The organism is Streptomyces candidus, from assembly GCF_014207445.1.
GTDB classification, from domain to species: domain Bacteria; phylum Actinomycetota; class Actinomycetes; order Streptomycetales; family Streptomycetaceae; genus Streptomyces; species Streptomyces candidus.
The window spans coordinates 161,513-187,034 of sequence record NZ_JACHEM010000004.1 but is presented as its reverse complement, the minus strand read 5'-3'; the positions used below and the strand labels follow the sequence as shown (position 1 = coordinate 187,034).

23 protein-coding genes and 1 tRNA gene are annotated in these 25,522 nt (G+C 71.2%); 15 read left to right on the top strand and 9 right to left on the bottom strand.

What is annotated here, in order from left to right; genetic code table 11:
* Positions 1 to 60: 60 nt before the first annotated feature.
* Entirely contained in the window at positions 61 to 2,937 is a 2,877-nt protein-coding gene (locus tag HNQ79_RS09575) for a penicillin acylase family protein (protein WP_185029068.1), read from the top strand.
* A gap of 80 nt (positions 2,938 to 3,017) precedes the next feature.
* Here HNQ79_RS09575 and HNQ79_RS09570 read toward each other — a convergent pair whose 3' ends face one another.
* The gene (locus HNQ79_RS09570) at positions 3,018 to 3,692 is read right to left on the bottom strand and encodes a 5-formyltetrahydrofolate cyclo-ligase (RefSeq protein ID WP_373312565.1); all 675 of its coding nucleotides are present in this window, start codon (positions 3,690 to 3,692) and stop codon (positions 3,018 to 3,020) included.
* Positions 3,693 to 3,774: 82 nt separating this feature from the next.
* Between HNQ79_RS09570 and galU the strand changes: the two genes are divergently transcribed.
* The 7 genes from galU (at position 3,775) to HNQ79_RS09535 (ending at position 9,714) form a co-directional block, all read left to right on the top strand.
* Complete coding sequence (gene galU, locus HNQ79_RS09565; protein ID WP_185029066.1) at positions 3,775 to 4,677, top strand: UTP--glucose-1-phosphate uridylyltransferase GalU; 903 nt, start codon at positions 3,775 to 3,777, stop codon at positions 4,675 to 4,677.
* 3 nt (positions 4,678 to 4,680) lie between these two features.
* Entirely contained in the window at positions 4,681 to 6,039 is a 1,359-nt protein-coding gene (glp, locus tag HNQ79_RS09560) for a molybdotransferase-like divisome protein Glp (RefSeq protein WP_229923536.1), read from the top strand.
* A 106-nt stretch (positions 6,040 to 6,145) separates the two neighbouring features.
* Positions 6,146 to 6,625 (top strand): cyclic pyranopterin monophosphate synthase MoaC, encoded by a 480-nt coding sequence (gene moaC, locus HNQ79_RS09555; protein ID WP_185029064.1) that lies wholly within the window; start codon positions 6,146 to 6,148, stop codon positions 6,623 to 6,625.
* A 281-nt stretch (positions 6,626 to 6,906) separates the two neighbouring features.
* Positions 6,907 to 7,431: a MogA/MoaB family molybdenum cofactor biosynthesis protein gene (locus HNQ79_RS09550; RefSeq protein WP_229923555.1), complete on the top strand. Its 525-nt coding sequence runs from the start codon at positions 6,907 to 6,909 to the stop codon at positions 7,429 to 7,431.
* Positions 7,432 to 7,448: 17 nt separating this feature from the next.
* Positions 7,449 to 8,054 carry a GNAT family N-acetyltransferase gene (locus tag HNQ79_RS09545; protein ID WP_185029062.1) on the top strand — a complete coding sequence of 202 codons (606 nt, stop codon included), beginning with the start codon at positions 7,449 to 7,451 and terminating at the stop codon, positions 8,052 to 8,054.
* Between the two features lie 137 nt (positions 8,055 to 8,191).
* Positions 8,192 to 9,565, top strand: coding sequence for a SepX/GlpR family protein (locus HNQ79_RS09540; RefSeq protein WP_185029060.1), 1,374 nt, complete (start codon positions 8,192 to 8,194; stop codon positions 9,563 to 9,565).
* Positions 9,566 to 9,640: 75 nt separating this feature from the next.
* A tRNA-Ala gene (locus HNQ79_RS09535) sits at positions 9,641 to 9,714 on the top strand.
* Positions 9,715 to 10,024: 310 nt separating this feature from the next.
* Here HNQ79_RS09535 and HNQ79_RS09530 read toward each other — a convergent pair.
* A complete protein-coding gene (locus tag HNQ79_RS09530) occupies positions 10,025 to 10,558 on the bottom strand; it encodes a GNAT family N-acetyltransferase (protein ID WP_185029058.1) in 534 nt (177 codons plus the stop codon).
* A 61-nt stretch (positions 10,559 to 10,619) separates the two neighbouring features.
* On the opposite strand from HNQ79_RS09530, the gene HNQ79_RS09525 reads away from it, so the two are divergent.
* Positions 10,620 to 11,417 carry an exodeoxyribonuclease III gene (locus HNQ79_RS09525; protein ID WP_185029056.1) on the top strand — a complete coding sequence of 266 codons (798 nt, stop codon included), beginning with the start codon at positions 10,620 to 10,622 and terminating at the stop codon, positions 11,415 to 11,417.
* 206 nt (positions 11,418 to 11,623) lie between these two features.
* On the opposite strand, the gene HNQ79_RS09520 is transcribed toward HNQ79_RS09525, so the two are convergent.
* On the bottom strand, positions 11,624 to 12,295 hold the full coding sequence (locus HNQ79_RS09520) for a MerR family transcriptional regulator (RefSeq protein ID WP_185029559.1): 672 nt from the start codon (positions 12,293 to 12,295) through the stop codon (positions 11,624 to 11,626).
* 201 nt (positions 12,296 to 12,496) lie between these two features.
* Between HNQ79_RS09520 and HNQ79_RS09515 the strand changes: the two genes are divergently transcribed.
* From HNQ79_RS09515 to HNQ79_RS09505, 3 genes are read left to right on the top strand one after another with little or no spacing between them, the layout of a single operon-like run.
* A complete protein-coding gene (locus HNQ79_RS09515; protein ID WP_185029054.1) occupies positions 12,497 to 14,056 on the top strand; it encodes a flavin-containing monooxygenase in 1,560 nt (519 codons plus the stop codon).
* Positions 14,053 to 15,099 (top strand): alpha/beta fold hydrolase, encoded by a 1,047-nt coding sequence (locus tag HNQ79_RS09510; RefSeq protein ID WP_185029052.1) that lies wholly within the window; start codon positions 14,053 to 14,055, stop codon positions 15,097 to 15,099. The genes HNQ79_RS09515 and HNQ79_RS09510 overlap by 4 nt, the downstream gene beginning before the upstream one ends.
* On the top strand, positions 15,096 to 15,971 hold the full coding sequence (locus HNQ79_RS09505) for an SDR family oxidoreductase (protein WP_185029050.1): 876 nt from the start codon (positions 15,096 to 15,098) through the stop codon (positions 15,969 to 15,971). The genes HNQ79_RS09510 and HNQ79_RS09505 overlap by 4 nt, the downstream gene beginning before the upstream one ends.
* Before the next feature lie 224 nt (positions 15,972 to 16,195).
* Here the strand turns inward: HNQ79_RS09505 and HNQ79_RS09500 are convergent, their stop codons facing one another.
* Positions 16,196 to 19,531 carry a S41 family peptidase gene (locus HNQ79_RS09500; protein WP_229923537.1) on the bottom strand — a complete coding sequence of 1,112 codons (3,336 nt, stop codon included), beginning with the start codon at positions 19,529 to 19,531 and terminating at the stop codon, positions 16,196 to 16,198.
* 74 nt (positions 19,532 to 19,605) lie between these two features.
* Entirely contained in the window at positions 19,606 to 20,004 is a 399-nt protein-coding gene (locus HNQ79_RS09495; protein ID WP_185029048.1) for an SsgA family sporulation/cell division regulator, read from the bottom strand.
* A 189-nt stretch (positions 20,005 to 20,193) separates the two neighbouring features.
* Between HNQ79_RS09495 and HNQ79_RS09490 the strand changes: the two genes are divergently transcribed.
* Entirely contained in the window at positions 20,194 to 21,354 is a 1,161-nt protein-coding gene (locus HNQ79_RS09490) for a serine hydrolase domain-containing protein (RefSeq protein WP_185029046.1), read from the top strand.
* A gap of 94 nt (positions 21,355 to 21,448) precedes the next feature.
* Here the strand turns inward: HNQ79_RS09490 and HNQ79_RS09485 are convergent, their stop codons facing one another.
* From HNQ79_RS09485 to HNQ79_RS09475, 3 genes are all read right to left on the bottom strand, one after another.
* Complete coding sequence (locus HNQ79_RS09485; protein WP_185029044.1) at positions 21,449 to 22,342, bottom strand: D-alanyl-D-alanine carboxypeptidase family protein; 894 nt, start codon at positions 22,340 to 22,342, stop codon at positions 21,449 to 21,451.
* A gap of 192 nt (positions 22,343 to 22,534) precedes the next feature.
* Positions 22,535 to 22,807, bottom strand: coding sequence for a DUF397 domain-containing protein (locus HNQ79_RS09480; protein WP_185029042.1), 273 nt, complete (start codon positions 22,805 to 22,807; stop codon positions 22,535 to 22,537).
* Complete coding sequence (locus HNQ79_RS09475) at positions 22,779 to 23,615, bottom strand: helix-turn-helix domain-containing protein (protein ID WP_185029555.1); 837 nt, start codon at positions 23,613 to 23,615, stop codon at positions 22,779 to 22,781. The genes HNQ79_RS09480 and HNQ79_RS09475 overlap by 29 nt, the downstream gene beginning before the upstream one ends.
* A 111-nt stretch (positions 23,616 to 23,726) precedes the next feature.
* On the opposite strand from HNQ79_RS09475, the gene HNQ79_RS09470 reads away from it, so the two are divergent.
* The gene (locus HNQ79_RS09470) at positions 23,727 to 23,951 is read left to right on the top strand and encodes a hypothetical protein (protein WP_185029040.1); all 225 of its coding nucleotides are present in this window, start codon (positions 23,727 to 23,729) and stop codon (positions 23,949 to 23,951) included.
* Positions 23,952 to 24,243: 292 nt separating this feature from the next.
* Here HNQ79_RS09470 and HNQ79_RS09465 read toward each other — a convergent pair whose 3' ends face one another.
* The gene (locus HNQ79_RS09465) at positions 24,244 to 24,648 is read right to left on the bottom strand and encodes a hypothetical protein (RefSeq protein WP_185029038.1); all 405 of its coding nucleotides are present in this window, start codon (positions 24,646 to 24,648) and stop codon (positions 24,244 to 24,246) included.
* A 222-nt stretch (positions 24,649 to 24,870) separates the two neighbouring features.
* Here HNQ79_RS09465 and HNQ79_RS09460 point away from each other — a divergent pair, with 222 nt between their 5' ends.
* On the top strand, positions 24,871 to 25,494 hold the full coding sequence (locus HNQ79_RS09460) for a peptidase inhibitor family I36 protein (protein ID WP_185029036.1): 624 nt from the start codon (positions 24,871 to 24,873) through the stop codon (positions 25,492 to 25,494).
* Positions 25,495 to 25,522: the final 28 nt, after the last annotated feature.

Genomic DNA, 25,522 nt, shown 5'->3' with positions numbered 1-25,522 from the left:
GGGGCTGCGCCTATGGTTGCTCCAGCACTCCAGGACCACCCTGCCCCGCGAAGGACAGCGATGCCCGCCACCACCACAGACCCTTCCGGAGCCGCCCCCACCGGCAAGAAGAAGAGGGGGGGCCGCGTTCGTCTGCTCGTGATCGTGCTGGTGCTGGCGATCGTCGCGGGCGTCGGTTTCGGCGCGTACTGGGGCGTGAGCACCGTGCGGGCCTCGTTCCCTCAGACCAGCGGCGAACTGACGCTCGACGGCCTGACGGGGCCGGTCGACGTGAAGCGCGACGCCAACGGCATCCCGCAGATCTATGCCTCCTCCGACGCCGACCTCTTCCGTGCCCAGGGCTTCGTCCAGGCGCAGGACCGCTTCTGGGAGATGGACGTCCGCCGGCACATGACGTCAGGTCGTCTCTCGGAGATGTTCGGTGAAGGTCAGGTCGAGACCGACGCCTTCCTCCGCACGCTCGGCTGGCGGCAGGTCGCGCAGCGGGAGTACGACACCAAGTTGTCGCCCGAGACGAAAAAGTACCTCCAGGCGTACGCGTCCGGGGTCAACCAGTACCTCAAGGGGCGTTCCAACAAGGACATCTCCGTGGAGTACGCGGCCCTCGGCTTCAAGTACGACTACACGCCCGAGGAGTGGACACCGGTCGACTCGGTGGCCTGGCTCAAGGCGATGGCCTGGGACCTGCGTGGCAACATGCAGGACGAGATCGACCGCTCGCTGCTGGCCGGCCGTCTGGACCAGAAGCAGATCGCCGACCTGTACCCGGCCTACCCCTTCGACCGGAACAAGCCGATCGTCGAAGAGAACAAGGCCGAGTCCGGCAGCGGCGGCAACGGCCTGTCCGCCGACGGCACAGGCACCGGCGTCGGCACAGGCACCAACAACGGGACCGGCATCGGCAGCAACAACGGCACAGGCACCGCCGGAACCGGCACGGGCACAGGCGTCGGCACCGGCAGCACCCCCGGAACCGGCACGGGCGCCAGCACCGGCGGAAGCGGCGATTCCGTCGGCAGCGCCACCCAGAACCTCAACACCCAGCTCTCCCGCGTCTCCGAAGCCCTCGACAAGGTCCCCGCCATGCTCGGCCCCAACGGCAACGGCATCGGCTCCAACTCCTGGGTCGTCTCCGGCTCGAAGACGACGACCGGCAAACCGCTCCTCGCCAACGACCCGCACCTCGCCCCGCAGATGCCGTCGCTCTGGTACCAGATGGGCCTGCACTGCCGCCAGGTCAGCGCACAGTGCCAGTACGACGTCGCCGGCTACACCTTCTCCGGCATGCCCGGCGTGGTCATCGGCCACAATCAGAACATCGCCTGGGGCATGACCAACCTGGGTGCCGACGTCACCGACCTCTACCTGGAGAAGGTCGGCCCGAATAACACCTACCTGTACGACGGCAAGGAGAAGCCGTTCCGAACCCGCGAGGAGACCATCAAGGTCGCCGGCGGCGAACCGAAGAAGATCACCGTCCGCTCCACCGAGAACGGCCCGCTGGTCTCGGACCGCGACCCCCAGATCGAGACGGTCGGCCAGAAGGCGCCGGTCGACAACGCCGCTCCCGACCGCGGCAACGGTTACGCCGTCTCCCTGAAGTGGACGGCGCTGGAGCCCGGCAAGTCCATGGACGCCGTCTTCGAGCTCAACAAGGCCAAGGACTTCACGGCATTCCGCGCCGCCGCCGCGCACTTCGAGGTGCCGTCGCAGAACCTCATCTACGCCGACACCGCGGGCAACATCGGCTACCAGGCCCCCGGCTCGATCCCCGTCCGCAAGGGCGGCCGCGACGGCAGCATGCCCGCCGCGGGCTGGCTGTCGAGGAACGGCTGGCAGGGCTACATCCCCCAGGACGAGCTGCCGTACGAGTACAACCCCAGGCGCGGCTACATCGTCACTGCCAACCAGGCCGTGATCGATCCCAAGAAGGACAAGCTCTTCCTCACCAAGGACTGGGGCTACGGCGCCCGCTCCCAGCGCATCAACGACCTGATCGAGTCCAAGACCAAGGACGGCGGCAAGATCAGCTCGGACGACATGCGCACCATGCAGATGGACAACAGCAGCGAGATCGCCAAGCTGCTCACGCCCTACCTGCTGAAAATCGACATTTCCGACCCGTACATCCGTGAGGCGCAGAAGCTCCTCGAAGGCTGGGACTACACCCAGGAGTCCGACTCGGCGGCCGCCGCCTACTTCAACGGCGTCTGGCGCAACATCCTGCGGCTCTCCTTCGGCAACAAGCTGCCGAAGGAGCTGCGGGTCGAGGGCTCCTGCCTGTACGTGCGTTCCGCCGACGGCTCCGGCCCCGTCGACGACCTCGCCAAGCCGACCCGGGAGTGCGGCGAGCGCGACGGCGACACCGCGCAGCCCGACGGAGGCGACCGCTGGTTCGAGGTCGTCCGCAAGCTCGTCAAGGACGAGAAGAGCGACTGGTGGTCCTCGCCCGCCTCCCGCACCGACAAGGCCACCACCACCCGTGACGAGTTGTTCGCCCGCGCCATGGAGGACGCCCGCTGGGAGCTGACCGCCAAGCTCGGCAAGGACATCAGCACCTGGGAGTGGGGCCGGCTGCACCAGCTCACGCTGACCAACCAGACCCTCGGCGTCGAAGGCCCCGGTGTCGTCCAGCACCTCCTCAACCGCGGCCCGTGGAACCTGGGCGGCGGTGAGGCCACCGTCAACGCCACCGGCTGGAACGCGGCCGCCGGCTACGAAGTCGTCTGGGTCCCCTCGATGCGCATGGTCGTCAACCTCGGAGCCCTCGACAAGTCCCGCTGGATCAACCTCACGGGCGCCTCGGGCCACGCGTACAGCCCGAACTACAGCGACCAGACGGACCTGTGGGCCAAGGGTGAACTGCTCGACTGGCCATTCAGCAAGGAAGCCGTCGACAAGAGCACCACCGAGACCCTGGTCCTCAAGCCGGCCTAGGGCGTCGGGTGACCCGCCTCGCGGTCACCCCCACGCCCCCGAAGCCACTACCCGCCCGCAAGCCACCACCCGCCGGGCAGTCACTGCCCGAACCGGCGTACGCCGCCGGGCGTCACCACCGCATGAACGGGGTGGTCGTGGGGTTCCGCCGGAACCTCCGCGACCACCTCGTTCTCGTACAGCAGCACCACCAGCCGTGCCCCGCCCTCCGGCGCCCGCGCCTCTGCCGTCGCCGCCACGCGTGCGTGCGCGCGTGCCTCCTGAGCCGCCCCGCGCCCCAGGCGCTCCAGCACCCGGTCGTACGACCCGCCGCCGCGCCCCAACCGCATTCCGCGCCCGTCCACCGCGAGCCCCGGCAGCAACACCGTCTCAGCCTCCCGTACGGCCTCCACGCCCAGGCGCGGCCCGCTGGGCTCCAACAGGCCGCGTCCCGCCCGTACAAGCCCGTCCATGCCCTCGTACGCCGCCCAGTCAAGGTCGTTGTCGGACAGCAGTACGGGCAGCAGTACGCGCACCCCGCGCGCGTGCAGCTCCTCCAGCAGTACGCGCGTGCCGGGCTCGCGGCCGACCGAGACGTACGCGGCCACCGTGCGTGCCTCCGCCAGTTCCGGCAGTTCCCCCGCGCGCCGGGCGAGAACCGCGGCGGCCTCCCGTGCGTCCTCCTCGGACAACAGGCGTCTCGCAGCCAGAAGTTCTCGGCGCAGTACGGACTTCGCAGCCGCCGTTGTGGTCATCTCTTCCTCACTCGAAGCCATTTGACCTCCACTATTCGCTCATACAGCAACAAAGTGTCCGGAAGCCGACCTTCCGTGCTGCAGCAGCCGATATCGTTCCAGCATGAATCAGGCGCACCGCAGAATCAGCAAGGCTGTCATCCCGGCCGCGGGACTCGGCACCCGCTTCCTTCCTGCGACGAAGGCCACTCCCAAGGAGATGCTGCCCGTCGTCGACAAGCCCGCGATCCAGTACGTGGTCGAGGAAGCCGCCGGGGCCGGACTCTCCGACGTCCTCATGGTGACCGGCCGCAACAAGCGCCCTCTTGAGGACCACTTCGACCGCAACTACGAGCTGGAGTCCGCCCTTACCAAGAAGGGCGACGCCCATCGCCTCGCCAAGGTGCAGGAGTCCAGTGACCTGGCGACCATGCACTACGTCCGCCAGGGCGACCCCCGGGGCCTGGGCCACGCGGTGCTGTGCGCCGCCCCGCACGTCGGCGACGAAGCCTTCGCCGTCCTCCTCGGCGACGACCTGATCGACCCCCGCGACCCCCTCCTCGCCCGCATGGTCGAGGTCCAGCAGACGTACGGCGGCAGCGTCGTCGCCCTCATGGAGGTCGACCCCCAGCAGATCCACCTTTACGGATGTGCGGCCGTCGAACCGTCCGACGACGGCGACGTCGTCAAGGTCACCGGCCTCGTCGAGAAGCCCGAACCGGCGGAGGCCCCCAGCAACCTCGCCATCATCGGGCGCTACGTCCTGGACCCGGCCGTCTTCGACGTCCTGCGCGAGACCGCGCCCGGCCGCGGCGGCGAGATCCAGCTCACCGACGCCCTGCAGACGCTGGCCGAGGACGAGAAGGTCGGCGGCCCCGTGCACGGCGTCGTCTTCAGGGGGCGGCGCTATGACACCGGGGACCGCGGGGACTATCTTCGGGCGATTGTCAGACTCGCATGCGAACGTGGTGACCTGGGCCCGGACTTCAAGACCTGGCTGCGGAGTTACGTCACCGAGGAGATGTAGCAAGTGAGCTCAACCGAAGTACCGTCCGCCAACGCCCCCGACAACAGCGGCGGACCCGACCGCGTCTGGTCGGTGGACGAGCACCTGGACGACGTGCTCGGCGCGATCCAGCCGTTGGAGCCCATCGAGCTGCAACTCCCGGACGCGCAGGGCTGCGTACTGGTCGAGGACGTCACCGTTCCGCTCGCGCTGCCGCCCTTCGACAACAGCTCGATGGACGGGTACGCGGTCCGGGTGGCCGACATCACCGGCGCGAGCGCGGAGTTCCCCGCCGTGCTCACGGTGATCGGTGACGTGGCGGCGGGCTTCGGTGGCGCCCAGGAGATCAACGTCGGTCCCGGCGAGGCTGCCCGCATCATGACCGGCGCCCCGCTGCCGCCCGGCGCGGAGGCGGTCGTTCCGGTCGAGTGGACCGACGGCGGCAGCGGCGGCGGCCCCGCCACCACCATGCGCGCGGCGGGCACCCACCCCGACGACTCCACCGGCGAGGTCCGCGTCCACCGGCCCGCCGAAGCCCGCGCGTACGTCCGCGCGGCCGGCAGCGACGTCAAGGCCGGCGACACGGCCCTCGCAGCCGGTACGGTGCTCGGCCCGCCCCAGATCGGCCTGCTCGCCGCGATCGGCCGGCCCTCCGTGCTGGTCCGTCCGCGGCCCCGCGTGGTCGTGATGTCCACCGGGTCCGAGCTCGTCCAGCCCGGCGAGAAGCTGGAGGCTGGCCAGATCTACGACTCCAACAGCTTCACCCTCACCGCCGCCGCCCGAGCCGCCGGAGCCATCGCCTACCGCGTCGGCGCCGTGACCGACGACGCCGACGAACTCCGCGCCACCATCGAGGACCAGCTCGTCCGCGCCGACCTCCTGATCACCACGGGCGGCGTCAGCGTCGGCGCGTACGACGTGGTCAAGGAAGCCCTGGCCTCCGTAGCCGACGAGGACGAACCCGGCAGCGGTGTCGACTTCCGCAAGCTGGCCATGCAGCCGGGCAAGCCGCAGGGCTTCGGCTCAATCGGGCCCGACCACACCCCGCTGCTTGCGCTCCCCGGCAACCCGGTCTCCTCCTACGTCTCCTTCGAGCTGTTCGTCCGCCCCGTCATCCGCGCCCTGATGGGGCTGCAGGACGTCCACCGCACGACGGTCCGCGCCGAACTGGAGGCGTCGGAGCCCTTGACGTCACCCGCCGGGAAGCGCCAGTTCCTCCGCGCGACGTACGACGCCGACGCGGGCACTGTCACTCCGGTGGGCGGTTCCGGCTCCCACCTGATCGCCGCTCTCGCGCACGCGGATTCGCTGCTGGTGGTTCCCGAGGACACCACCGCCGTGGAGCCCGGCACGGAAGTCGAGGTGGTCCTGCTCACGCAATGACCCGCCGGTGGCGGTACGGTGTCTGCCGCTGCGCCGTGGCAATGACTGCCAACGTCTGCCCACGACTGCCGAGGCAACGACCGGCGCCGGAACGCGAGGCGGAGACATGAGTACGCAGAGCAGGCTGACGCACATCGACGAGGCCGGCGCGGCCCGGATGGTCGACGTCTCCGAGAAGAACGTGACCACCCGCACCGCGCGTGCCAGCGGCCGCGTTCTCGTCGCACCGCGAGTGATCGAACTCCTCCGGGGCGAGGGCGTCCCCAAGGGCGACGCCCTCGCCACCGCCCGCATCGCCGGCATCATGGGTGCCAAGCGCACCCCCGACCTGATCCCGCTCTGTCACCCGCTCGCGGTCTCCGGCGTCAAAGTCGACTTGTCGGTTGCCGACGACGCGGTCGAGATTCTCGCCACCGTGAAGACCACGGACCGTACGGGCGTGGAGATGGAAGCCCTGACCGCCGTCACCGTCGCCGCCCTCACCGTGATCGACATGGTGAAGGCCGTCGACAAGGCCGCGGTCATCACGGACGTACGGGTCGAGGAGAAGACCGGTGGCAAGTCCGGCGACTGGAACCGCTCATGAGTACCTGGCACCTGACGTTCTCCCCGACCGACTCCACGGAGGCCGCGTCGCCGGCCGCGTCGGCAGACGCCACGGGTCCGTCCGTCGCCACCGTCGGCCCGCCCGGAACGGAGGGCTCCGGGGTCGCCACCCGCGTCACCGCCCTCGCCCCGGACTCCCCGGTGAGTACCGACGCGCCCGTCTCCGAGGCGCACGCGCACCCGCGGACCGTTCCCGGGCCCGTCTCCGAACCCGGCTACCAGTCGCAGGTACCGGGCGACCCCGCGCACGCCGGCCCCGATGTGCGCCCGTACCGCGCCCTCGTCGTCACCGCCTCCAACCGGGCCTCCGCCGGCGTCTACGCCGACAAGGGCGGCCCCCTCGTCGCCGAGGGACTGACCCGGATGGGCTTCACCGTCGACGGACCGGTGGTCGTCCCCGACGGCGATCCCGTCGAAGCGGCCCTGCGGGACGGCGTGGCCGCCGCTTACGACGCGATCGTCACCACCGGCGGCACCGGCATCTCACCCACCGACCGCACCCCCGACGCCACGCGCAAGGTCCTCGACCACGAGATCCCCGGTATCCCCGAGGCCATCCGTGCCGAAGGCCGCCCGCACGTTCCCACGGCGTCGCTCTCCCGCGGCCTGGCGGGCGTGGCGGGCGGCGGTACGACGCTGATCGTCAACCTGCCGGGCTCCACCGGCGGCGTCCGTGACGGCCTCGCGGTACTGGACCGGATCCTGCTGCACGCCGTCGACCAGCTCCGCGGCGGTGACCACCCGAGGCCCACCGGACCCGCCGGTTCCTCCGGGGGTCCCCGCTGAACGGCTCCGTCTGGCCCGTGGAGCTGGTGGACGGCGACGTCACCCTCCGTCCGATAAAAATGCGCGACCAGCGGGCCTGGCGCGAGGTCAACCGGCGCAACCGTGACTGGCTCCGCCCGTGGGAGGCGACCATTCCGCCGCCCGCACCGCTGGGCCCGGTCACCCACCGCCCGACGTACCGCCAGATGGTGCGCCATCTGCGGGCGGAGGCGAACGCCGGCCGGATGCTGCCGTTCGTCATCGACTACCAAGGTCGACTTGTCGGCCAGCTCACCGTCGCCGGTATCACCTGGGGTTCCATGTGCTCCGGGCACGTCGGCTACTGGGTCGACCGGGACGTGGCCGGCCGGGGCGTCATGCCGACCGCGGTGGCGCTCGCCGTCGACCACTGTTTCCGCAGCGTCGGCCTGCACCGCGTAGAGGTGTGCATTCGCCCGGAGAACGGTCCCAGCCGTCGCGTCGTCGAAAAGCTGGGTTTCCGCGAGGAGGGTCTGCGCCCGCGCTACCTGCACATCGACGGCGACTGGCGCGACCACCTGGTCTTCGCCCTGACCTCGGAGGAGGTGCCCGAAGGCGTCCTCGGCCGGTGGCGGCGCCGCTCCACCTCGCAGAGCGATCACTAGGGAATGAAATATATGTTCGAATTTCTCCGTGGCTGGAATCCCGTGCGGCTAAAAAGTTCGGAATATCAGACAGATACGTACGACACACCGGCCCAATTGGCGGATGCCTCCCTTCGGGCACCTCTACGGTGTGGGGTGTGAGCAGCAGCGGCCTGATCTACGCAGTCATTGTCGGGGCCTGGGCCGCCTACTTGGTGCCGATGTGGCTCCGCCGGCAGGACGAACTCAACGAGGCCCGTCCGACGGAACGCTTCAGCACCGCCATCCGACTGCTGTCCGGACGGGCGGCCATGGAGCGCCGGTACGCCAAGGAGCTCCGGCAGCGCGACGCCGAGGACGCCCACGGCGACCCGGACGGTGCGGACGGTAGGGAGCCCGGTGACCCCGACGCCCAGAACAGTGCGGACCCGGTGACCGATTCGGTCGACGTCCGCGCCTTCGCGGCGCCCCCGGCCAGGACCGAACACCCGGCCCCGCCCCGTCGGCAGCCCGCGCGCGAGCACGCGAAGGCCCAGGTACGGGAATCCGTACCCGAGCCCGAACCGGCACGCGACCCTCAGGCCCACGACCATCCGTCACATGGTCACTCGGCACGTGACCACTCGTCACGTGAGCAGTCCGCCCGCGAGCCCGAACCGCAGCGCGAGAAGCCCGTCGGTGCCCAGTCGGCCCGGGAGAAGTCGGCCTCCGCCGAGCGTGCCCGCCGCTCCAAGGTGCTCGCCCGCCGCCGACGCACCACTGTGATGCTCTTCGCCGCGTTCACCCTCGGCACGATCGTCGCCGCCGTCGGCGGCCTCGGTTACCTCTGGGCGCCCGGCATTCCGGCCGTCCTGCTCAGCGCGTACATCGTGCACCTGCGTGGCCAGGAGAAGCGCCGGTTCGTCTTCACCATGGACCGCCGTCGCGCCGAACTCGCCGCCCAGCAGTTGCGGGAACAGCGCACCCAGCAGGTCCGCCGCCCCGCACCGCCGCAGCAGCAGACGCCGACCGCCCCCGGTGAGCAGCACACGCACCAGCCCCACCAGCACGCACACCAGCCCCACCAGCAGTCGCACCAGCGCCATCCCCGCCAGCAGCACGCCCACCCGTACCGCCGCCCCGAGCCCGGTGAGCGCCCCGAACCGGAGCCCGCCCCCGCCGTCTCCCCCCAGGAGGCCGGACGACGGGCCCTGGTCGAGCAGACCGACCACGCCGAGTGGGTCGACCAGCAGCGCGAGCGCGAACGAGGTGCCGCCCGCGGCGAGAGCTGGGAGCCGGTGCCCGTTCCGCTCCCCACGTACGTCACCGCCCCCGTCGCCCCGCGGGCCAACGGCGATCTCGACCTCGGCGCTCCCGACACCTGGAGCGCCGCCCGCTCCAGCACCGCCGACCCGACGCCGCCCGTCGAGGACGTCCCGTCCGAGGCCGAACGACTCCCCTCCGCGGGCCGTCGCTCCCGCGACCGCGGCCGCACCCCGCTGTTCGACCAGTACGACGATGACGACGAACGCCCCCGCGCCGCCAACGAGTGACCCGCCGCAGGTGAGGGGCGTAGGAACGGATTTCCAAGCACCCCGCAGGAGGTGCTAGAGTTCATCTCGTTGCAAGGGCCTGTGGCGCAGTCTGGTAGCGCACCTCGTTCGCATCGAGGGGGTCTGGGGTTCAAATCCCCACAGGTCCACAACCGGACCGTTCGCGAGTCAGCTCGTCAGCGGTTCACGAGTCCCGTCCGATCATCTGATCGGGCGGGACTTCGTCGTTTCCGGGGGCGCCGGGAGTCCCACGTGCCGCCGCCGCGGGTTTCTGCGCTGCCGCGTCAGGAACGCTGCGCCGCCACTGCGTTGGGCGGTTGCTGCCGGGCGGCGGCACGGTACGGCGCTATGCCCACGGGACGGGTGTACCGGTCTACCGGGTGTACCGGAGTACCGGGACGGATCGGCCGGGAGGGAGCGGTCCGGACGTCTCGTCGCGACGGGAGTTCGTGGCGGGAGTTACGGCAGCGGCTTGCGTGGCGCGGGTATCGGTGTCGTCGGGAGCTGCCGGGTCAGGGGTTTGGTGAAGCAGCGGCTTTCGTCGGTCGTGCGGTAGAGGCCGAAGCGGTTTGCCTGCGGGACCTGGGTGTAGCCGGCGGAGAGGTAGAGGGCGATGGCCTCGGGTTGTTCGGTGCCGGTTTCCAGGACCATGCGGGTGCGCCCGGCGGCGCGCGCGTCGGCTTCGAGGAGGGCGAGGATGCGGCGGGCGAGGGCTCTGCCGCGGGCCGCGGGAACGACGTACATGCGCTTGAGTTCGGCGTCGCCGTCGGCGTAGTTCTCCTCGCCCGCCTGCTGGGCGCGCCAGCCGCCGGTGGCCACCGGGAAGCCTTCGTTGTCGTACGCGATCAGGTACAGACCGCGGGGCGGGGTGAACATCGCGGGGTCGAGCGGGGTCATGTCGCTCTCTCCGTAGCGCTCCGCGTATTCGAGCTGCACCTGGTCGTTGAGTTTGACCGCGTCGGGATGGTCGTAGGCGATGGGGCGGATGTCCATGGAACGAGCGTACGAGTGGTGCTCGGACGGATGGCGAGTGGTGGGTCGGTAGGGTTTTCGGATGCTGACTGTGACTTCTGTGAACGTGAATGGCCTGCGGGCCGCCGCCAAGAAAGGCTTCGTGCCGTGGCTGGCGGGGTCCGACGCCGATGTGGTGTGCCTTCAGGAGGTGCGCGCGGAGGCCGAGCAGCTCCCGGAGGAGGTGCGGGCGCCGGAGGGCTGGCACGTGGTGTTCGCGCCGGCCGCGGCGAAGGGGCGGGCCGGGGTCGCGGTGTACTCGCGGCAGGAACCGACGCGGGTGCGGATCGGGTTCGGCAGCGAGGAATTCGATGCGAGCGGTCGCTATGTGGAGGTCGATCTGCCGGGTGTGACGGTGGCGAGCCTGTACCTGCCGTCGGGTGAGGTCGGGACCGAGAAGCAGGACGAGAAGTACCGGTTCATGGACGAATTCATGCTCTACCTGGTGGGGCTCAAGGAGCGGGCTGCGGCGGACGGGCGCGAGGTCGTGGTGTGCGGCGACTGGAACATCGCCCACCGGGAGGCCGACCTGAAGAACTGGAAGGCGAACCGGAAGTCGTCCGGGTTCCTCCCCGAGGAGCGGGAATGGCTCGGGCGGGTCTTCGAGGAGGCGGGGTACGTGGATGTCGTACGGGCGCTGCATCCGGACGTCGAGGGTCCGTACTCGTGGTGGTCGTACCGGGGGCGGGCCTTCGACAACGACAGCGGGTGGCGCATCGACTATCACGTGGCGACGGGCGGACTGGCCGGGCGCGCGGTGAAGGGGTGGGTCGAGCGCGCGGCGACGCACGGGGAGCGGTGGAGCGATCACGCGCCCGTGACGGTGGTGTACGAGAGGTAGGCGGGGCGGCGTCCGGAATGCATTGCCCCGCACCGACCCCCGGGGCGGCGTTCGCCCTGTGGGAAGTCCCGTCCAGCGGGCGCTCCGTCCGGGCGGCGCTCGGCGCGCGGGGGAGGCCCCGTCCGTCCGGGCGGCGCTCGACGCGTGGGGGAGGCGCCGTCCAGGAGGTCCCGTCCGCGCGGCGGCGCCCCTGCGCGCAAGGCCCGTCAGGGGGCGAGGTGGCGGTCCAGGGCCAGGGACAGTTCCGCCTCCACGACGCTCTTGGCGAGCGGGCGCAGGCGCCGCGGGTCCGCGTCGTACGTAGTGACCAGGTCTATGAAGACCTGGGCGAGGACGTCGGCGTGCTCGCGGACCCGGAGGCCGGCCGCCATCACCTCGGAGAGCGGTACGCCCTCCCGTACCAGCGCGGCCGACACGTCCAGCAGGCGGCGGCTGATGTGGACGACCTCGTCGCCGTCGACGGCGAGGTAGCCGAGGGCCATCGCGGATGCCAGGTTCTCCGGGGTGACCTCGCCCTCGAAGTAGTCGGCGAGCTGTTCGGGGCTCAGGCGGACCGGGACCTCCTCCGTGGGGGCCCCCGGGGTGCCGGGGGCGTCCGCGATGCCCGGGACACCCGGGGTGCTGGGGGTTCCCGGGGTGCCGAGGGAGAGGAGTTCGCCGACGTCGCGGCCGCTGTCGAAGGTGGCGGCGAGGTCCGCGATGCCGGTGAGCGTGTGGCCGCGTTCCAGCAGAGCGGCGATGGTGCGCAGGCGGGCCAGGTGGTGGTCGTTGTACCAGGCGATGCGGCCTTCGCGGCGTGGCGGGGGGATGAGTTTGCGTTCGCGGTAGAAGCGCAGGGTGCGTACGGGGATGCCGGCCTTTTCGGCCAGTTCCTCCATGCGGTACTCGCGCGATGCGCGCTGCGCGGCCTGCGGTTCGGTCGGTCCGGATGCTTCTTCCACGCCCGGAAGCCTATGTCGTACCCCCGGTAACTTTCTCGCGCCGGACCCCTACCGATCAGTACGCCGCTGCTCTACGCTCCCCACCATGCCAGTGATTGCTGGCGCGATGGTGGATGTCGAGTGCGGGAGGCGTCGGGCATGGCCGAGTTCGAGCACGAGCATGTACGAGTGGCGGTGATCGGGTCCGGGTTCGGTGGTCTGGGGGCGGCCGTCCGGCTGCGCCGGGAGGGAATCACCGATTTCGTGGTCCTGGAACGCGCGGACGCGGTCGGCGGGACCTGGCGCGACAACAGCTACCCGGGGTGCGCGTGCGACGTGCCGTCGCACCTCTACTCCTTCTCCTTCGCGCCCAATCCCGAGTGGCCGCGCACCTTTTCGGGCCAGGAGCACATCCGGGCCTACCTGGAGCACGTGGCGGACACCTTCGGTCTGCGGCCGCACATCCGGCTGGGCCACGAGGTGACGATGATGACGTGGGACTCCGAGAAGCTGTGGTGGAGGATCGAGACGGCCCACGGCGGGACTCTTGTCGCGGACGTCGTCGTCTCGGCGACCGGCCCGCTGTCCGACCCGAAGACGCCGGACGTCCCCGGCCTCGGCAGCTTCCCCGGCAAGGTCTTCCACTCGGCGCGCTGGGACCACGACTACGACCTCACGGGCAAGCGCGTCGCAATGGTCGGAACGGGGGCCTCCGCCATCCAGATCGTGCCGTCGATCCAGCCCCGGGTCGGCCGGCTGACGCTGTTCCAGCGGACGCCCCCGTGGGTGATGCCGCGGGCGGACCGCGCGATCAGCGGAGCCGAACGCAGCCTGCACCGGCGGGTCCCGGCCACGGCCAAGGCGCGGCGCGCCCTGCTGTGGGGCATTCGCGAACTCCAGGTGCAGGCCTTCACCAAACGGCCCCGTGAACTCGGCTTCGTCGAGAACATGGCCAAGGCCAACATGGCCAGGGCCATCAAGGACCCGGCGCTGCGGGCCAAGCTGACGCCCTCGTACCGGATCGGCTGCAAGCGCATCCTGTTGTCCAGCACGTACTACCCGGCCCTGGCCCAGGAGAACGTCGACGTCGTCGCCTCCGGACTCAGCGAGGTCCGTGGTTCCACCGTGGTCGCCGCCGACGGCACGGAGGCGGAGGTCGACGCGATCATCTTCGGTACCGGCTTCCACGTCACCGACATGCCGATTGCCGACCGGGTGGTCGGTGCGGACGGCATCACGCTCGCCGAGTCCTGGAAGGACGGCATGCAGTCGCTGCGCGGAGCGAGCGCGGCCGGCTTCCCCAACTGGATGACGATCATCGGTCCGAACACCGGCCTGGGGAACTCCTCGATGATCCTCATGATCGAGGCGCAGCTCAGCTACCTGGCCGACTACCTGCGGCAGTTGGACCTGCTCGGCGGCCGGGTGGCCCTGACCGCGCGCCCCTCCGCCGTCGGCGCGTGGAACCGGCGCGTGCAGGAACGGATGAAGCGCACCGTGTGGAACACCGGCGGCTGCGACAGCTGGTACCTGGACGCCAACGGCCGCAACACCACCGTGTGGCCGGGAACCACTTCGGAGTTCCGGCGCGCGACGAGGGCAGTCAACCTGGCGGAGTACGAGGTGGTACGGACGGCGGACGCATCGGACGCATCGGCGGAGACGGTGGCTGCGGCCGGGTCCGGGGCCGGGACCGTCGCCGAGGGGGCCGTGGCATGAGCCGCACCGGCCGACGTATCCCCAAGGGTGCGAGCAAGGAGATACCCCGACCCGACCTCGGCGTGCGGGAGTTGACCGTCACCTCCGCCGACGGGGCGCGCCTGCACGTCGAGGTGTACGGGAACGAGGGCGCACCAACGGTGGTGCTTGCGCACGGATGGACGTGCTCCATCCGGTTCTGGGACGCCCAGATACGCGAGCTGGCGCCGGAGTTCAGGGTCGTCGCGTACGACCAGCGCGGCCACGGCCGTACCCCCGCCTCGGTTACCTGCTCCACGGACGCCCTCGCGGACGATCTCGAAGCCGTGCTCGCCGCGACGCTCGCCCCCGGTGAGAAGGCCGTGCTCGCCGGGCACTCGATGGGCGGCATGACGCTCATGGCGGCGGCCGACCGGCCCGGTGTCGCCGGGCGCACGGCGGCGGTTCTGCTGTGCAGCACGGGCAGTTCGCGGCTCGTCGCCGAGTCGCTGGTGCTGCCGCTGCGGGCCGGTGGCCTGCGGACGCGGCTGACGCGCGCCGTGCTGGGCGCGCGGGCGCCGCTCGGGCCCGTGACGCCGGTTTCCAAGGCCGTACTGAAGTACGCCACGATGGCGCGCGGCACGGCCCCGGACCGGGTCGCGCAGTGCGCACGCATCGTGCACGCGTGCCCGACGGACGCGCGGGTCGCCTGGTCGCACGTACTCGCGGAGCTGGAACTGGCCGCGCACGTGCGGAAGCTGAGCGTGCCTGTCGTTCTCGTCGCGGGCGCCGACGACCGGCTGACGCCGCCGGTTCACGCGCGGGAGATCGAGGCCGCGCTGCCGCACTCGCTCGGGCTGACGTTGCTCACCGGGGTCGGACACATGACGCCGGTGGAGGCGCCGGAGGTCGTCACGGGGAAACTCCGTGAGCTGGTGCGCACGTATGTGGTCGCGGGTGCGGCCGGTGCGGCAGGCGGCGCGGGCGGCGCGGGTGCGGTGGGCGACTCGGGTGAGGCAGGGGCGGCGGGTACCGCCGCGGGTTCTGAAGGCCGTGTGGGGCGAGTCGGGGAGGAAGTCACATGAGTTACAGCCTGGAGGGTCAGGTCGCGGTCGTCACGGGCGGGGCGCGGGGAGTGGGAGAGCTCCTCGCCCGCAAGCTGTCGGCGCGAGGCGCCAACGTGGCGCTCGTCGGCCTGGAGCCGCAGCTGCTGAAGGACGTCGCGGGCCGCCTGCACACCGAGAGCGACTGGTGGCACGCGGACGTCACCGACCAGGAGGCCATGGTGCAGGTCGCCGCCGAGGTGAAGGAGCGCTTCGGAAAGGTCGACATCGTCGTCGCCAACGCGGGCGTCGCGTCCGGGGGCCCGTTCGTGGACTCCGACCCCGACGCGTGGCGGCGGGTGATCGAGGTGAACCTGATCGGGGGCGCGGTGACGGCGCGGGCCTTCCTCCCGGTACTGATGGAGAGCCGGGGGTACTTCCTCCAGATCGCGTCGCTGGCGGCGATCACGCCCGCGCCGATGATGAGCGCGTACTGCGCGTCGAAGTCCGGGGTGGAGGCGTTCGCGCACTGCCTGCGGGCGGAGGTCGGCCACCAGGGGGTGCGCGTCGGCGTCGGCTATCTGTCGTGGACCGACACGGACATGGTGCGGGGCGCGGACGAGGACGAGGTCATGCGGGAGCTGCGGCAGCGGCTGCCGTGGCCCGCCAACCGGACGTACCCGCTGGGGCCTGCCGTGGACCGGATCGTCGCCGGGATCGAGCGGCGCTCGGCGCATGTGTACGCGCAGTGGTGGCTGCGGGGCATGCAGTCGGTGCGGGGGTATCTGCCCGCGGTCATCGGGACGGTGGGGCAGCGGGAGATGCGGAGGTTCGGGGCGCGGTTGGGTGGAGTGCGGAGGGGATTGGTGGGGGCGGGGGGAGCGGCGGACGAGGGGAGGGGGCGGGGGGTGTAGTGCGGGGGCGGCGCGGGGGTGTGGCGCGCCGGTGGGGGAACGGGGGGTGGGCAGGGCGTACGGAAGTGGCGCGGGCATGGGGTGGGGGCACCGTCCGGTGGGGGGCCGCCCCCTTGCCCGCCCGTCCCCCGGGGGCGGCCCCGCCGCCCAAGGGGGCTACCGGTGGGCGTTGCGCCCCCGGCGCCCGAGGGGGCTACGGGGGCGTGTGGCCCCGCGCAGAGGAGCTAGTGGCGGGGTGGGAGGGGCGGGCGGGATTTGGAGGGGACGGTGGTGTAGTCCGGGGGGGCTGCCGCCGGGTGGGTGGCGAGGAGGTCGAGGGCGACCTTCACCGCGTCGTCCAGTACCGCGTACCGGCCCTCCGCCCAGTCCAGCGGGGTGCGCAGCGCTTCGATGTCCGGGCTGACCCCGTGGTTCTCGACGGCCCACCCGTACTCGTCGAACCAGGCCGCGTTCATCGGCACCGTGATGATCGTGCCGTCGCCCAGCGCATGGCGGCCGGTCATGCCGACGACGCCGCCCCAGGTCCGCTGTCCGACGACCGGTCCCAGCTTCAACAGCCGGAACGCGGCGGTGATCATGTCGCCGTCGGAGGACGTCGCCTCGTCGGCGAGGGCGACCACCGGACCCCGGGGTGCGTTCGAGGCGTACGAGACGGGCTCGGCGTTGCGGGTCAGGTCCCAGCCGAGGATCCGCCGCGTCAGCTTCTCGATCACCAGCTCGCTGATGTTTCCGCCGGCGTTGCCGCGCACGTCGACGATCAGGGCCGGGCGTGACATCTCCAGCCGCAGGTCGCGGTTGAACTGCGCCCAGCCGGATCCGCCCATGTCGGGGATGTGCAGGTAGCCGCACGTGCCGCCGCTGATTGCCCGGACGACCTCCCGCCGCTTCGCCACCCAGTCCTGGTAGCGCAGGGGACGCTCGTCGACGAGCGGAACGACCGCCACCCGGCGCGGCCGGGCCTCGCGGCCCTCCGGCACCTCGGGCAGGAAGGTCAGTTCGACGGTCGTGCCGCCGGCCGCCGCGAGGAGCGGGTAGGGGCCGGTGACCGGGTCGACGGCCCGCCCGTCCACATGGGTGAGCACCGCACCCACCCGGATGCCGGTGCCCGCGAGCGGGGAGCGCGCCTTGGAGTCCGAGGAGTCGCCGGGCAGGATGCGCGAGACGGTCCAGTTGCCGTCCTTGACGTAGAAGTTGGCGCCGAGGAGGCCCATCGCCCGCTGGTAGTGGGGCGGGCCCTCGTTGCGGCGCGCGGCCGACACGTAGGCGTGCGAGGTGCCGAGTTCGCCGAGGACTTCGCGCAGCAGGTCCGCGAACTCGTCCGGGGACGCGACCCGTTCGACCAGCGGCCGGTACTGCTCCAGGACGCCCGCCCAGTCGATGCCGCCCATCTCCGGTTCCCAGAAGTACGCCTGCACGATGCGGCCCGCCTCCGCGTACGCCTGCCGCCACTCCGCGGCGGGGTCCACGTCGTGCAGGATGCGGCGCATGTCGAGGTGGACGGTGGTGTCGCCGTCGCCGCGCTCGGTGGCCGGTACGGCGCGCAGCTCGCCGTCCTCGACGACGATCAGCCGCGTTCCGTCGCCGCTGATCGCGAACCGCTCCAGGTCGACGGCGAGTTCGGTCCTGCGGGCCTTCGCCAGGTCGAAGTGTTCGAGGGTGGGGCGGCCGGAGGTGTCGGCCGGGTTGGCGAAGGTCTCGCCGAGCGCGCCGGAGATCGGCCAGCGCAGCCAGACCAGGCCGCCGCCGCTGACGGCCGCCAGGGAGGAGTACTTGGACGCCGCGACCGGGAAGGGCGTCACCCGCGACGCGAGGCCCTCCACCTCCACGTGGACCGTGCCGTCGCCCTCGGCGGCCTGGTCCGCGTCCAGCCCGCCCGCCGCCGGACGTCCCTCGGGGGAGAGGGCGAACGGGGACGGGGTCGCCGAGGACAGCGGCACCAGGTAGGGCCGGCAGCCCAGCGGGAACGACAGGTCGCCGGTATGCACGTCGTACACCGGGTCGAAGCCCCGCCACGACAGGAACGACAGATAGCGGCCGTCGCTCGTGAAGACGGGGTTCTCGTCCTCGAAGCGTCCGTTGGTGACGTCGATGACGAGGGAGTCGCTGATGCGGGCCATCCTGATCTTCCGCAGCGAACGGCCGATGCCCGGATGCGACCAGGTCAGCCACGCGCCGTCCGGGGAGAAGGCGAGGTCGCGGACGGGTCCGTTGACGGAGCGGACCAGCTCGCTGAGGGCCTCCTCGCCCTCCGTCACGGTCAGCAGCAGCAGTCGCCCGTCGTGCGACGCGATGGCCAGCCGTCCGCCGTCCGGGTCGGCCACCATCTCGTGGACGCGGCCCAGTTGCCCGGTGGCGAGCCGGCGCGGGGCGCGGGTGCCGGTGGCGCGCGGCAGGTACGCGATCTCGACGGCGTCCTCGCCCTCGGCGTCCGTCACGAACGCCACCTGCCCACTGGGCCCCAGCATCTCCGGCAGCCGTACCCGCACCCCCGGGGTGTCCGCGATCGTGCGGGCCGGGCCGTCACGGTGGGTCAGCCAGTACAGGCTGCCGCGCACCGACACCGCGCTCGCCCGCCCGGTGGTGTCGACGGCGAGTCCGCCGACGTGCCCGGCCGCCTGGATCTGGTAGCCGCGCCGCCCGGTGCGCGGCCCGCCGAGCCGTACCTCCAGCTTGCGCGGCACCGCGTCCGGCGAGAGGTCGTCGACCAGCCACAGGTCGCCCGCGCACTGGTAGACCACCCGGGAGCCGTCCGAGGAGGCGTGCCGGGCGTAGAAGTCGTCGTGGTCGGTGTGCCGTCGCAGGTCGCTGCCGTCGGGCAGGCAGGAGTACAGGTTGCCGATGCCCTCGTGGTCGGAGAGGAACGCGATCCGCCCGCCCACGAACATGGGGCTGTCCAGGTGCCCGTTCAGGTTGGGCAGCAGCCGCTCGCCGTGCAGCCACAGCCGGCCGGTGGCGCCGCCCCGGTAGCGCTTCCAGGCGGCCGGTTCGTGCGGCGGCTTGCCGTTGAGGAGCAGGGTGCGGGTGACGCGGTCGCAGCCGGGCAGCGAGTTGGTGACGGCGATGGCGGAGACCGGCCCCCAGGGCAGCCGGCCGCCGGGGCTGCCGTCGGTGGGCAGCGTGTAGGCCCAGGTGAAGTACGAGAACGGCTGACCGTGCGAGGACACCGCGAGGATCTGGCCGTCCGGCGTCCAGCCGCACACCCGTGCGTCCGTCGACCCCCAGTACGACAGCCGCCGGGAAGGGCCGCCGTCCACGGGCACGAGGTGGACCTCCGGATCGAGGGTCCGCCAGGACGTGTACGCGAGGTGGGTGCCGTCCGGCGAGAAGCGCGGATGCCCGACCCGCGTCCGGTCCACCGTCAGCCGCCACGCCCGCCCGGGCGCCTGCCCGGCGGGGGTGAGGGGCGCCACCCAGACGTCGTCCTCGGCGACGAAGGCGAGGGTGTCGCCGTGCAGGTGCGGGAAGCGCAGGTATCCGGAGCCGGCGGGGGAGGCACTGGTCGCAGTGGCCGCCGTGCCGGTGGCGGTGGGCTCGGCGTCGTCGTTCATGGGCACACGCATGCCCCCCATGCTTTCCGCGCACCACACCCCCGGCAACTCGTACCACCGGATCTTTACGTGGCGGCCCGGATGCGCTATGTGGCCGACGGCGCGTAGGTGCGCTTGAGGAAGCGCACCAGCGGCGCACTGTCCAGCTGTACGAGAGCCACCCCGTGCCCCGCGTGCAGTTCCAGTACCGCCTGCACCCGGCCGCACGGCCAGATCCGCACGTCGCCCTGTTCCGCGGGGGAGCGCAGGCCCGCTTCGAGCAGGGCCCGGGGAAACGCCCACGCGTGCCGGTCCGGCCCCGGGCCCGGTGACGGGTGGTGGAGGACGACCTCGACGGTGCGCGGGTCGGCGACCGGGTCGTAGCGCAGGGCGACCGGGATGCGCGGGCTGACCGGGGCGTCGGTGACCAGACGGCCGCACAGGTGGACTTCGAAGGCGGATCGGACTGTGCCCGGCACTGCGGGTTCCTCGGCGGTGCGGGACATCGGCCCGCCTCCTTTCGAAGGATTTGTCACTTAATGTTCCTTATGCTCCCCCGTTCCTGGTGCGAATATGTGTGCGTTCCCCCGGTGCTACCCCTGCTGCGTCCCTCTCACCGCCCCGTAGCACCATGGGGGTGTGCGGGGCGGGGCAGCACGCACGGGGCCGGGCGGCAGAGGGAGAGTGGAGCGGGCGTGGACGTCCAGGGCACGGTGACGGCCGGTTTCGAACCGGTGCGGGAGGCCTTCGTACGCAACTTCCGGCACCGTGGCGACCGGGGCGCCGCCGTGGCGGTCTACCGGCACGGACGCAAGGTCGTCGACCTCTGGGGCGGCACCCGCGACGTCGGGAGCGGCGTCCCCTGGGCGCTCGACACCGCGCAGGTCGTCCGCTCCGCCGGGAAGGGTGTGGCCGCCGCCGTTCCCCTCCTCCTGCACCAGCGCGGACAGATAGACCTCGACGCGCCGGTCGGCACGTACTGGCCGGAGTTCAAGGCGGCGGGCAAGGAGCGGGTCCTGGTGCGCCACCTCCTCTCCCACCGGGCCGGGGTCCCCGTACTGGACCGCCCGTTGACGCCCGCCGAGGCCTGCGACGGGGAGTCAGGCGCACGTGCCGTCGCCGCGCAGGCCCCTGTCTGGAAACCAGGCACCGACCACGGCTACCACGCCCAGACGTACAGCTTCCTCGTCGCCGAGCTGGTCCGCCGGGTCACCGGCCGCACCATCGGCCGCTGGGTCGCCGAGGAGATCGCCCGCCCGCTGGGCCTCGACTTCTGGATCGGCCTGCCGCAGGAGGAGTCCCACCGGGTCGGCCGCATCGCGCCCGTCGAGGAGCCCGCGGCCGAGGGCGGTCTCAAGCTCCGCCCCAAGCGCGCCGTCAGCGAGGCCTACGCCGACCCCGACTCCCTCACCCGCCGCGCGTTCGGCGCCATCGACCCGCTGCCCGACGAGAACGACCCCGCCTACCGGGCCGCCGAACTCCCGGCCTCCGGCGGCATTTCCACCGCCCGCGCGCTGGCCCGCTGCTACGCGGCGATGATCGGCCCCGTCGACGACGGCCCCCGCCTCTTCGCCCCCGCCACGCTCACCCTCGCCCGTACCGAGGAGTCCTCGGGCCCCGACCGCGTCCTGGTCGTCAACACCCGCTTCGGGCTGGGCTTCATGCTGCACGGATCGGCCTCGCCGCTGCTGGGCCCCGGCTCCTTCGGCCACCCCGGACGCGGCGGTTCCCTCGGCTTCGCCGACCCGGAGTCCGGCATCGCGCTCGGCTACGTGACCAACGGCCTGCGCCAGGGCGTCACGGCGGACCCGCGCGCCCTCGCCCTCATCGCGGGGGTGCGGGCGTCGCTCGGCTGAGGCGGGGGGCCGGGCAGGGGGTACAGAAAAACGTCCCGCTTACACCTGTAAGCGGGACGTTTCCCGAGAGGGGCGCCCGGCCGGGGCGGCAGGATCAGAGCTTGAAGCCGTAATCCATGATCTTCTTCGCGTCCGTCGTCCGGTTGACCTCGTTGGTGGAGGCCAGCACCGTGCCGACGACCGTGCGCTTGCCGCGGGTGGCGGCGAACACCAGGCAGTACTTCGCCTGCGGGCCCGAGCCGGTCTTCACGCCGATCGCCCCCGCGTAGCTGCCGAGCAGCTTGTTGGTGTTGGTCCAAGACATATTGCGGTAGCCACCGTTCTTGGTGGTGACCCGCTGTGTCGTCGACCGCGTCTTCACGATCGCCTTGAAGTGGTTGTTCTTCATCGTCTGCGCGGCGAGCTTCGAGAGGTCGCGCGGGGTCGAGTAGTTGGACCCGTTGCTGATGCCGTCGAACGAGTCGAAGCGGGTGTTCTTCATGCCCAGGCTCTTCGCGGTGGCGTTCATCTTCCCGATGAACGACTTCACGCGTGCCGCCCGCGTCGAGCCCGTGCCCACCTTGTCGGCGAGCGCGTACGCGGCGTCGCAGCCGGACGGCAGCATCAGCCCGTACAGCAGCTGACGGATGCTGACCTTGTCACCGACGATGAGCCGCGCCGAGGACGCGCCCTTGCTGACGATGTAATCGCTGTACGCCTTCTGGATCGTGACCTTGGTGTCCAGGTTGAGCCCCTTGGTCGAGAGCACCACCTGCGCGGTCATGATCTTCGTGGTCGAGCCGGTGGAGAGCCGGGTGTCGGCGTACTTGCCGAAGTACGTACGGCCCGACGCCGCGTCCATCAGGAAGCCGCCCTTGGCGACGATGGACGGAGCCTTGGGGGGCGCGGCGTACGCGGCCGGAGCGACGACCGCCCCGGCGGTGACGACCGATCCGGCGGTGACCAGGGTTGCCGATATGCGGCAGACCGCCTGAATTCCAGTTTTCAACGTGGATGCTCCAAATGCCCTTTAAATGCGGTCACGTAAGGCGGCCGCCTGCACATGTGACGCTTGCGCGGGGCAAATGGATGCGCCATGGGGTGGAGTCTTTACCTATTCGCTACCTGAGGCCCCGCCCGGGACGGCGGCCGGCCGCGCGGGGCGCGTCCGGACCACCGCCCGGAGGGCCTGTTCGGCGGTCTACTTGAACGAATCGACGAACGCGGTCCAGGCGGTCGCCGGGAAGAGGATCGCCGGGCCGGTGGGGTTCTTGCTGTCACGGACGGGGAGGTGGTCGGCGCAGGCGTCGTCGTTCACTTCGAGGCAGTCGCCGCTGTCGCCGCCGCTGTAGGAGGACTTGCGCCAGGCGTCGCTGACTTCGAGGCATTCTCCGCTGGATCCGCCGCTGTGCGAGGACTTGCGCCAGTCGGTCAGGAGCGAGGCGTCAGGGATGGTCTGCTTGGAGCGCTTCATGTTCGTAATCATCCGCGACGGATCGCAGCATGGCCAGGGACTCCCGGTGCGACAGGGCGTCGCCCAGGGCATGGTCGTAAGCCACCTGGCACTGTCGGACCACGGACGGAAGCTCCCACACGCGGCCGGACAGCAGACTCTCGGTGTAGGCGATCGGCGGGAGTTCGTCGAACCACATGAGGGAGACGAAGCCCTCCAGCAGCGAGTGAGCGCCAGCCGAAAACGGGAGTACGTGCACCCGGATGCGGCGGCTCTCGCCCAGGTCCGCGATGTGCCGGAGCTGGCGGCACATGATCCCCGGACCGCCGATGGGGCGCCGCAGCACCGACTCGTCCAGCATCGCCCAGAACAGCGGCGAGTCGAAGTCGTCGAAGATGCGGGCGCGGCCGAGCCGGGTGGCGAGGAGCCTGTCACGTTCCTCGTCGTTCTTGGGCGTGGAGCCGGAGTTGAGCACCTCACGCGCGTACTCCTCGGTCTGGAGCAGACCCGGCACCAGCTTCGGCGCGTACTCGCGGATGACCGTGGCCTGGCCCTCGAACTCCAGCGCCTCCTTGAAGTGTTCCGCCACCCGCTTGCCGTCCAGGGTCGGCAGGAACTCCTCGAAGAAGTTCCCTCCGAACACCTTGTCCAGCCGCCGGGCGTCGTCCACCGTCGGCCTGCGCCGCCCGGCTTCCATGTGGGCGATGTGGGTGCGCGAGATGATCGTCAGCTCGCTCAGCTCCTCCTGGGTGAGGCCCAGTTCCTCGCGTTTGAGCTTGAGCTGCTGGCCGTACTTCTCCCGGGAGATCGGGTTGTCCTCGATGGCCACGTAGATCAACTCCCTTACGCTCCGCGTTGTCACACGCAAACCCCTACCGAGGGTAGCGAGAGTGACTGCACTGTGTGAGGTGTTCGGTACACACAGCGAGAGGTGAGCGCAATGGAAGTCCCTTTCCCGGAGGGTGAGTTCGTGGCCCATACCGAGACCGACATCTACGGTCCCGGCAAGGTGCTGGGTCTGGAGGGCACGTGGCGGCGGGTGCGGTTCACCCGGTTCGTGGCGAGCATCGACACCCGGAACCTGCGCCCGGCGACGGACGAGGAGCGGGCCGAGGTCGTCGCCTGGCTGCGGGCGCGGCAGCAGCGGTACGGGGGAACGTGGTGACGGGCGGTACGCGGGAGCCGCGCGGACTCGGGCCCGTCCTCACCCTCCGGGTGTCCCGGGACGGGGGCCGCACCTGGGGGCCGCGCACCACGTACGCACCCGACCGGAAGGCGGCCCCGCTCGAAGCGGGCGGCCGGTACCCGCTGTGCGCGTGCCCGCGTTGCGGTGGCGAACGGCACGGGGGCGGGGGTGGGGGCGTTCGGGACGCGTCGGCCGGGAGCCCGGCGACGGGGTAGGCGGCCACGCCGGGGGCCTCGGGGCGGACGTGGGAATCCGGCGGCTCCGGCGGGTGCTACGGCATGCTCTGGCGGGCATCGAGGCGGTGCAGGAGCGTGCCGTCGCCGCCGTACATGTCGAGGAGGTAGCCCTTGGGGGACTTGAGCCCCTCCTTCTCCTTGAGGAAGGCGATGAGCGCGGGCTTGAACTTCTCGAAGTGCTCGGCATCGCTCTCGGTGTCCTTCGACCACACGACGACCCGTGGCACCCCCTCCGCCTCGCCCGCGCTGTCCACGCCCTGGATCGCCTCCTCGCCCCCGGCCGTCCGGAACCGCTCGGCGCGCTGCGCCGCTTCGAGGGGGACGGGCCCGGCGGTGGTGCTGCCGGAGTAGTACGCGGGCGGCTCGTTCGTGCAGCCGGTCACCAGGAGGGCGGCGGAGAGGAACAGGGCGGCAGCGGCGGAACGCAGTGTGCTCGGCATGCCGCCGAGCGTAGGAGGTGAGGGGTGCGAGTGCGGTGCGAATGCGGGGACCGGTGGTTGCCCGCGACGCGACCCCCGTCGTCAACTCCTGTGCGTCCTGTGCCAGTTGATGAGAACGAGCCAGATGCAACGTGGGGCAAAACCGCCTAGGCGCACGGCGAACACGCGTGTGAACATCCCGTGGTCGTCGGGTGCGTGACCCGGGGCCGAGGGAGGGTTTTCATGCTCAGCAGGAAAGCACGTTCCGTCTGCGTCGCGACCGTGGTGGCAGCCACGGTCCTCGGCTCGACGCAGGCCGGCGCGGCTGTTCCGGTCGACACCTTGCAGCAGGAGATCGACGAGGTGCTGGCGGGCACCGAGGGCGGCGTGCAGATCAGCCGCAACGAGATCGCGTGGCACGGTGGCCAGGCCATCATGACCTTCACCCTGCCCGGTGAGGCCCGTACCCGGGTGAGCAGCCCGGCCGCGCAGAAACTCCAGGCCAGGGTGGCGGGACTGCCGGAGGGCACGAGGGAGGCCGAGTCGGCGGCCATGGCAGTCGACCCCTGCCCCACCGAAGTCTTCGGCAACGACTGGTACTGCTTCTACGACGGCACCAGTTTCACCGGGCGACGCCTTCAGTGGAACGCCACGCACACCTGGTTCGTGGACTTCGCCAAGCACGACTTCATCAACAAGACGTCGTCGTGGTCGAACAAGGGCGGCCTGAACGTCAGGGTCTACAGCAGAACCCGAGCCGGGGACAGCAACTCCTGTGCCGAACTGCGCTGGGTGGAGCCCGCGCACACCAGAGCCGCTTCCCTGGGCGCGCTCAACAACATCGCGGACTGTTTCACGGCGTCCTGACGCGCATGCGGCCGACGCCGCTCCACCG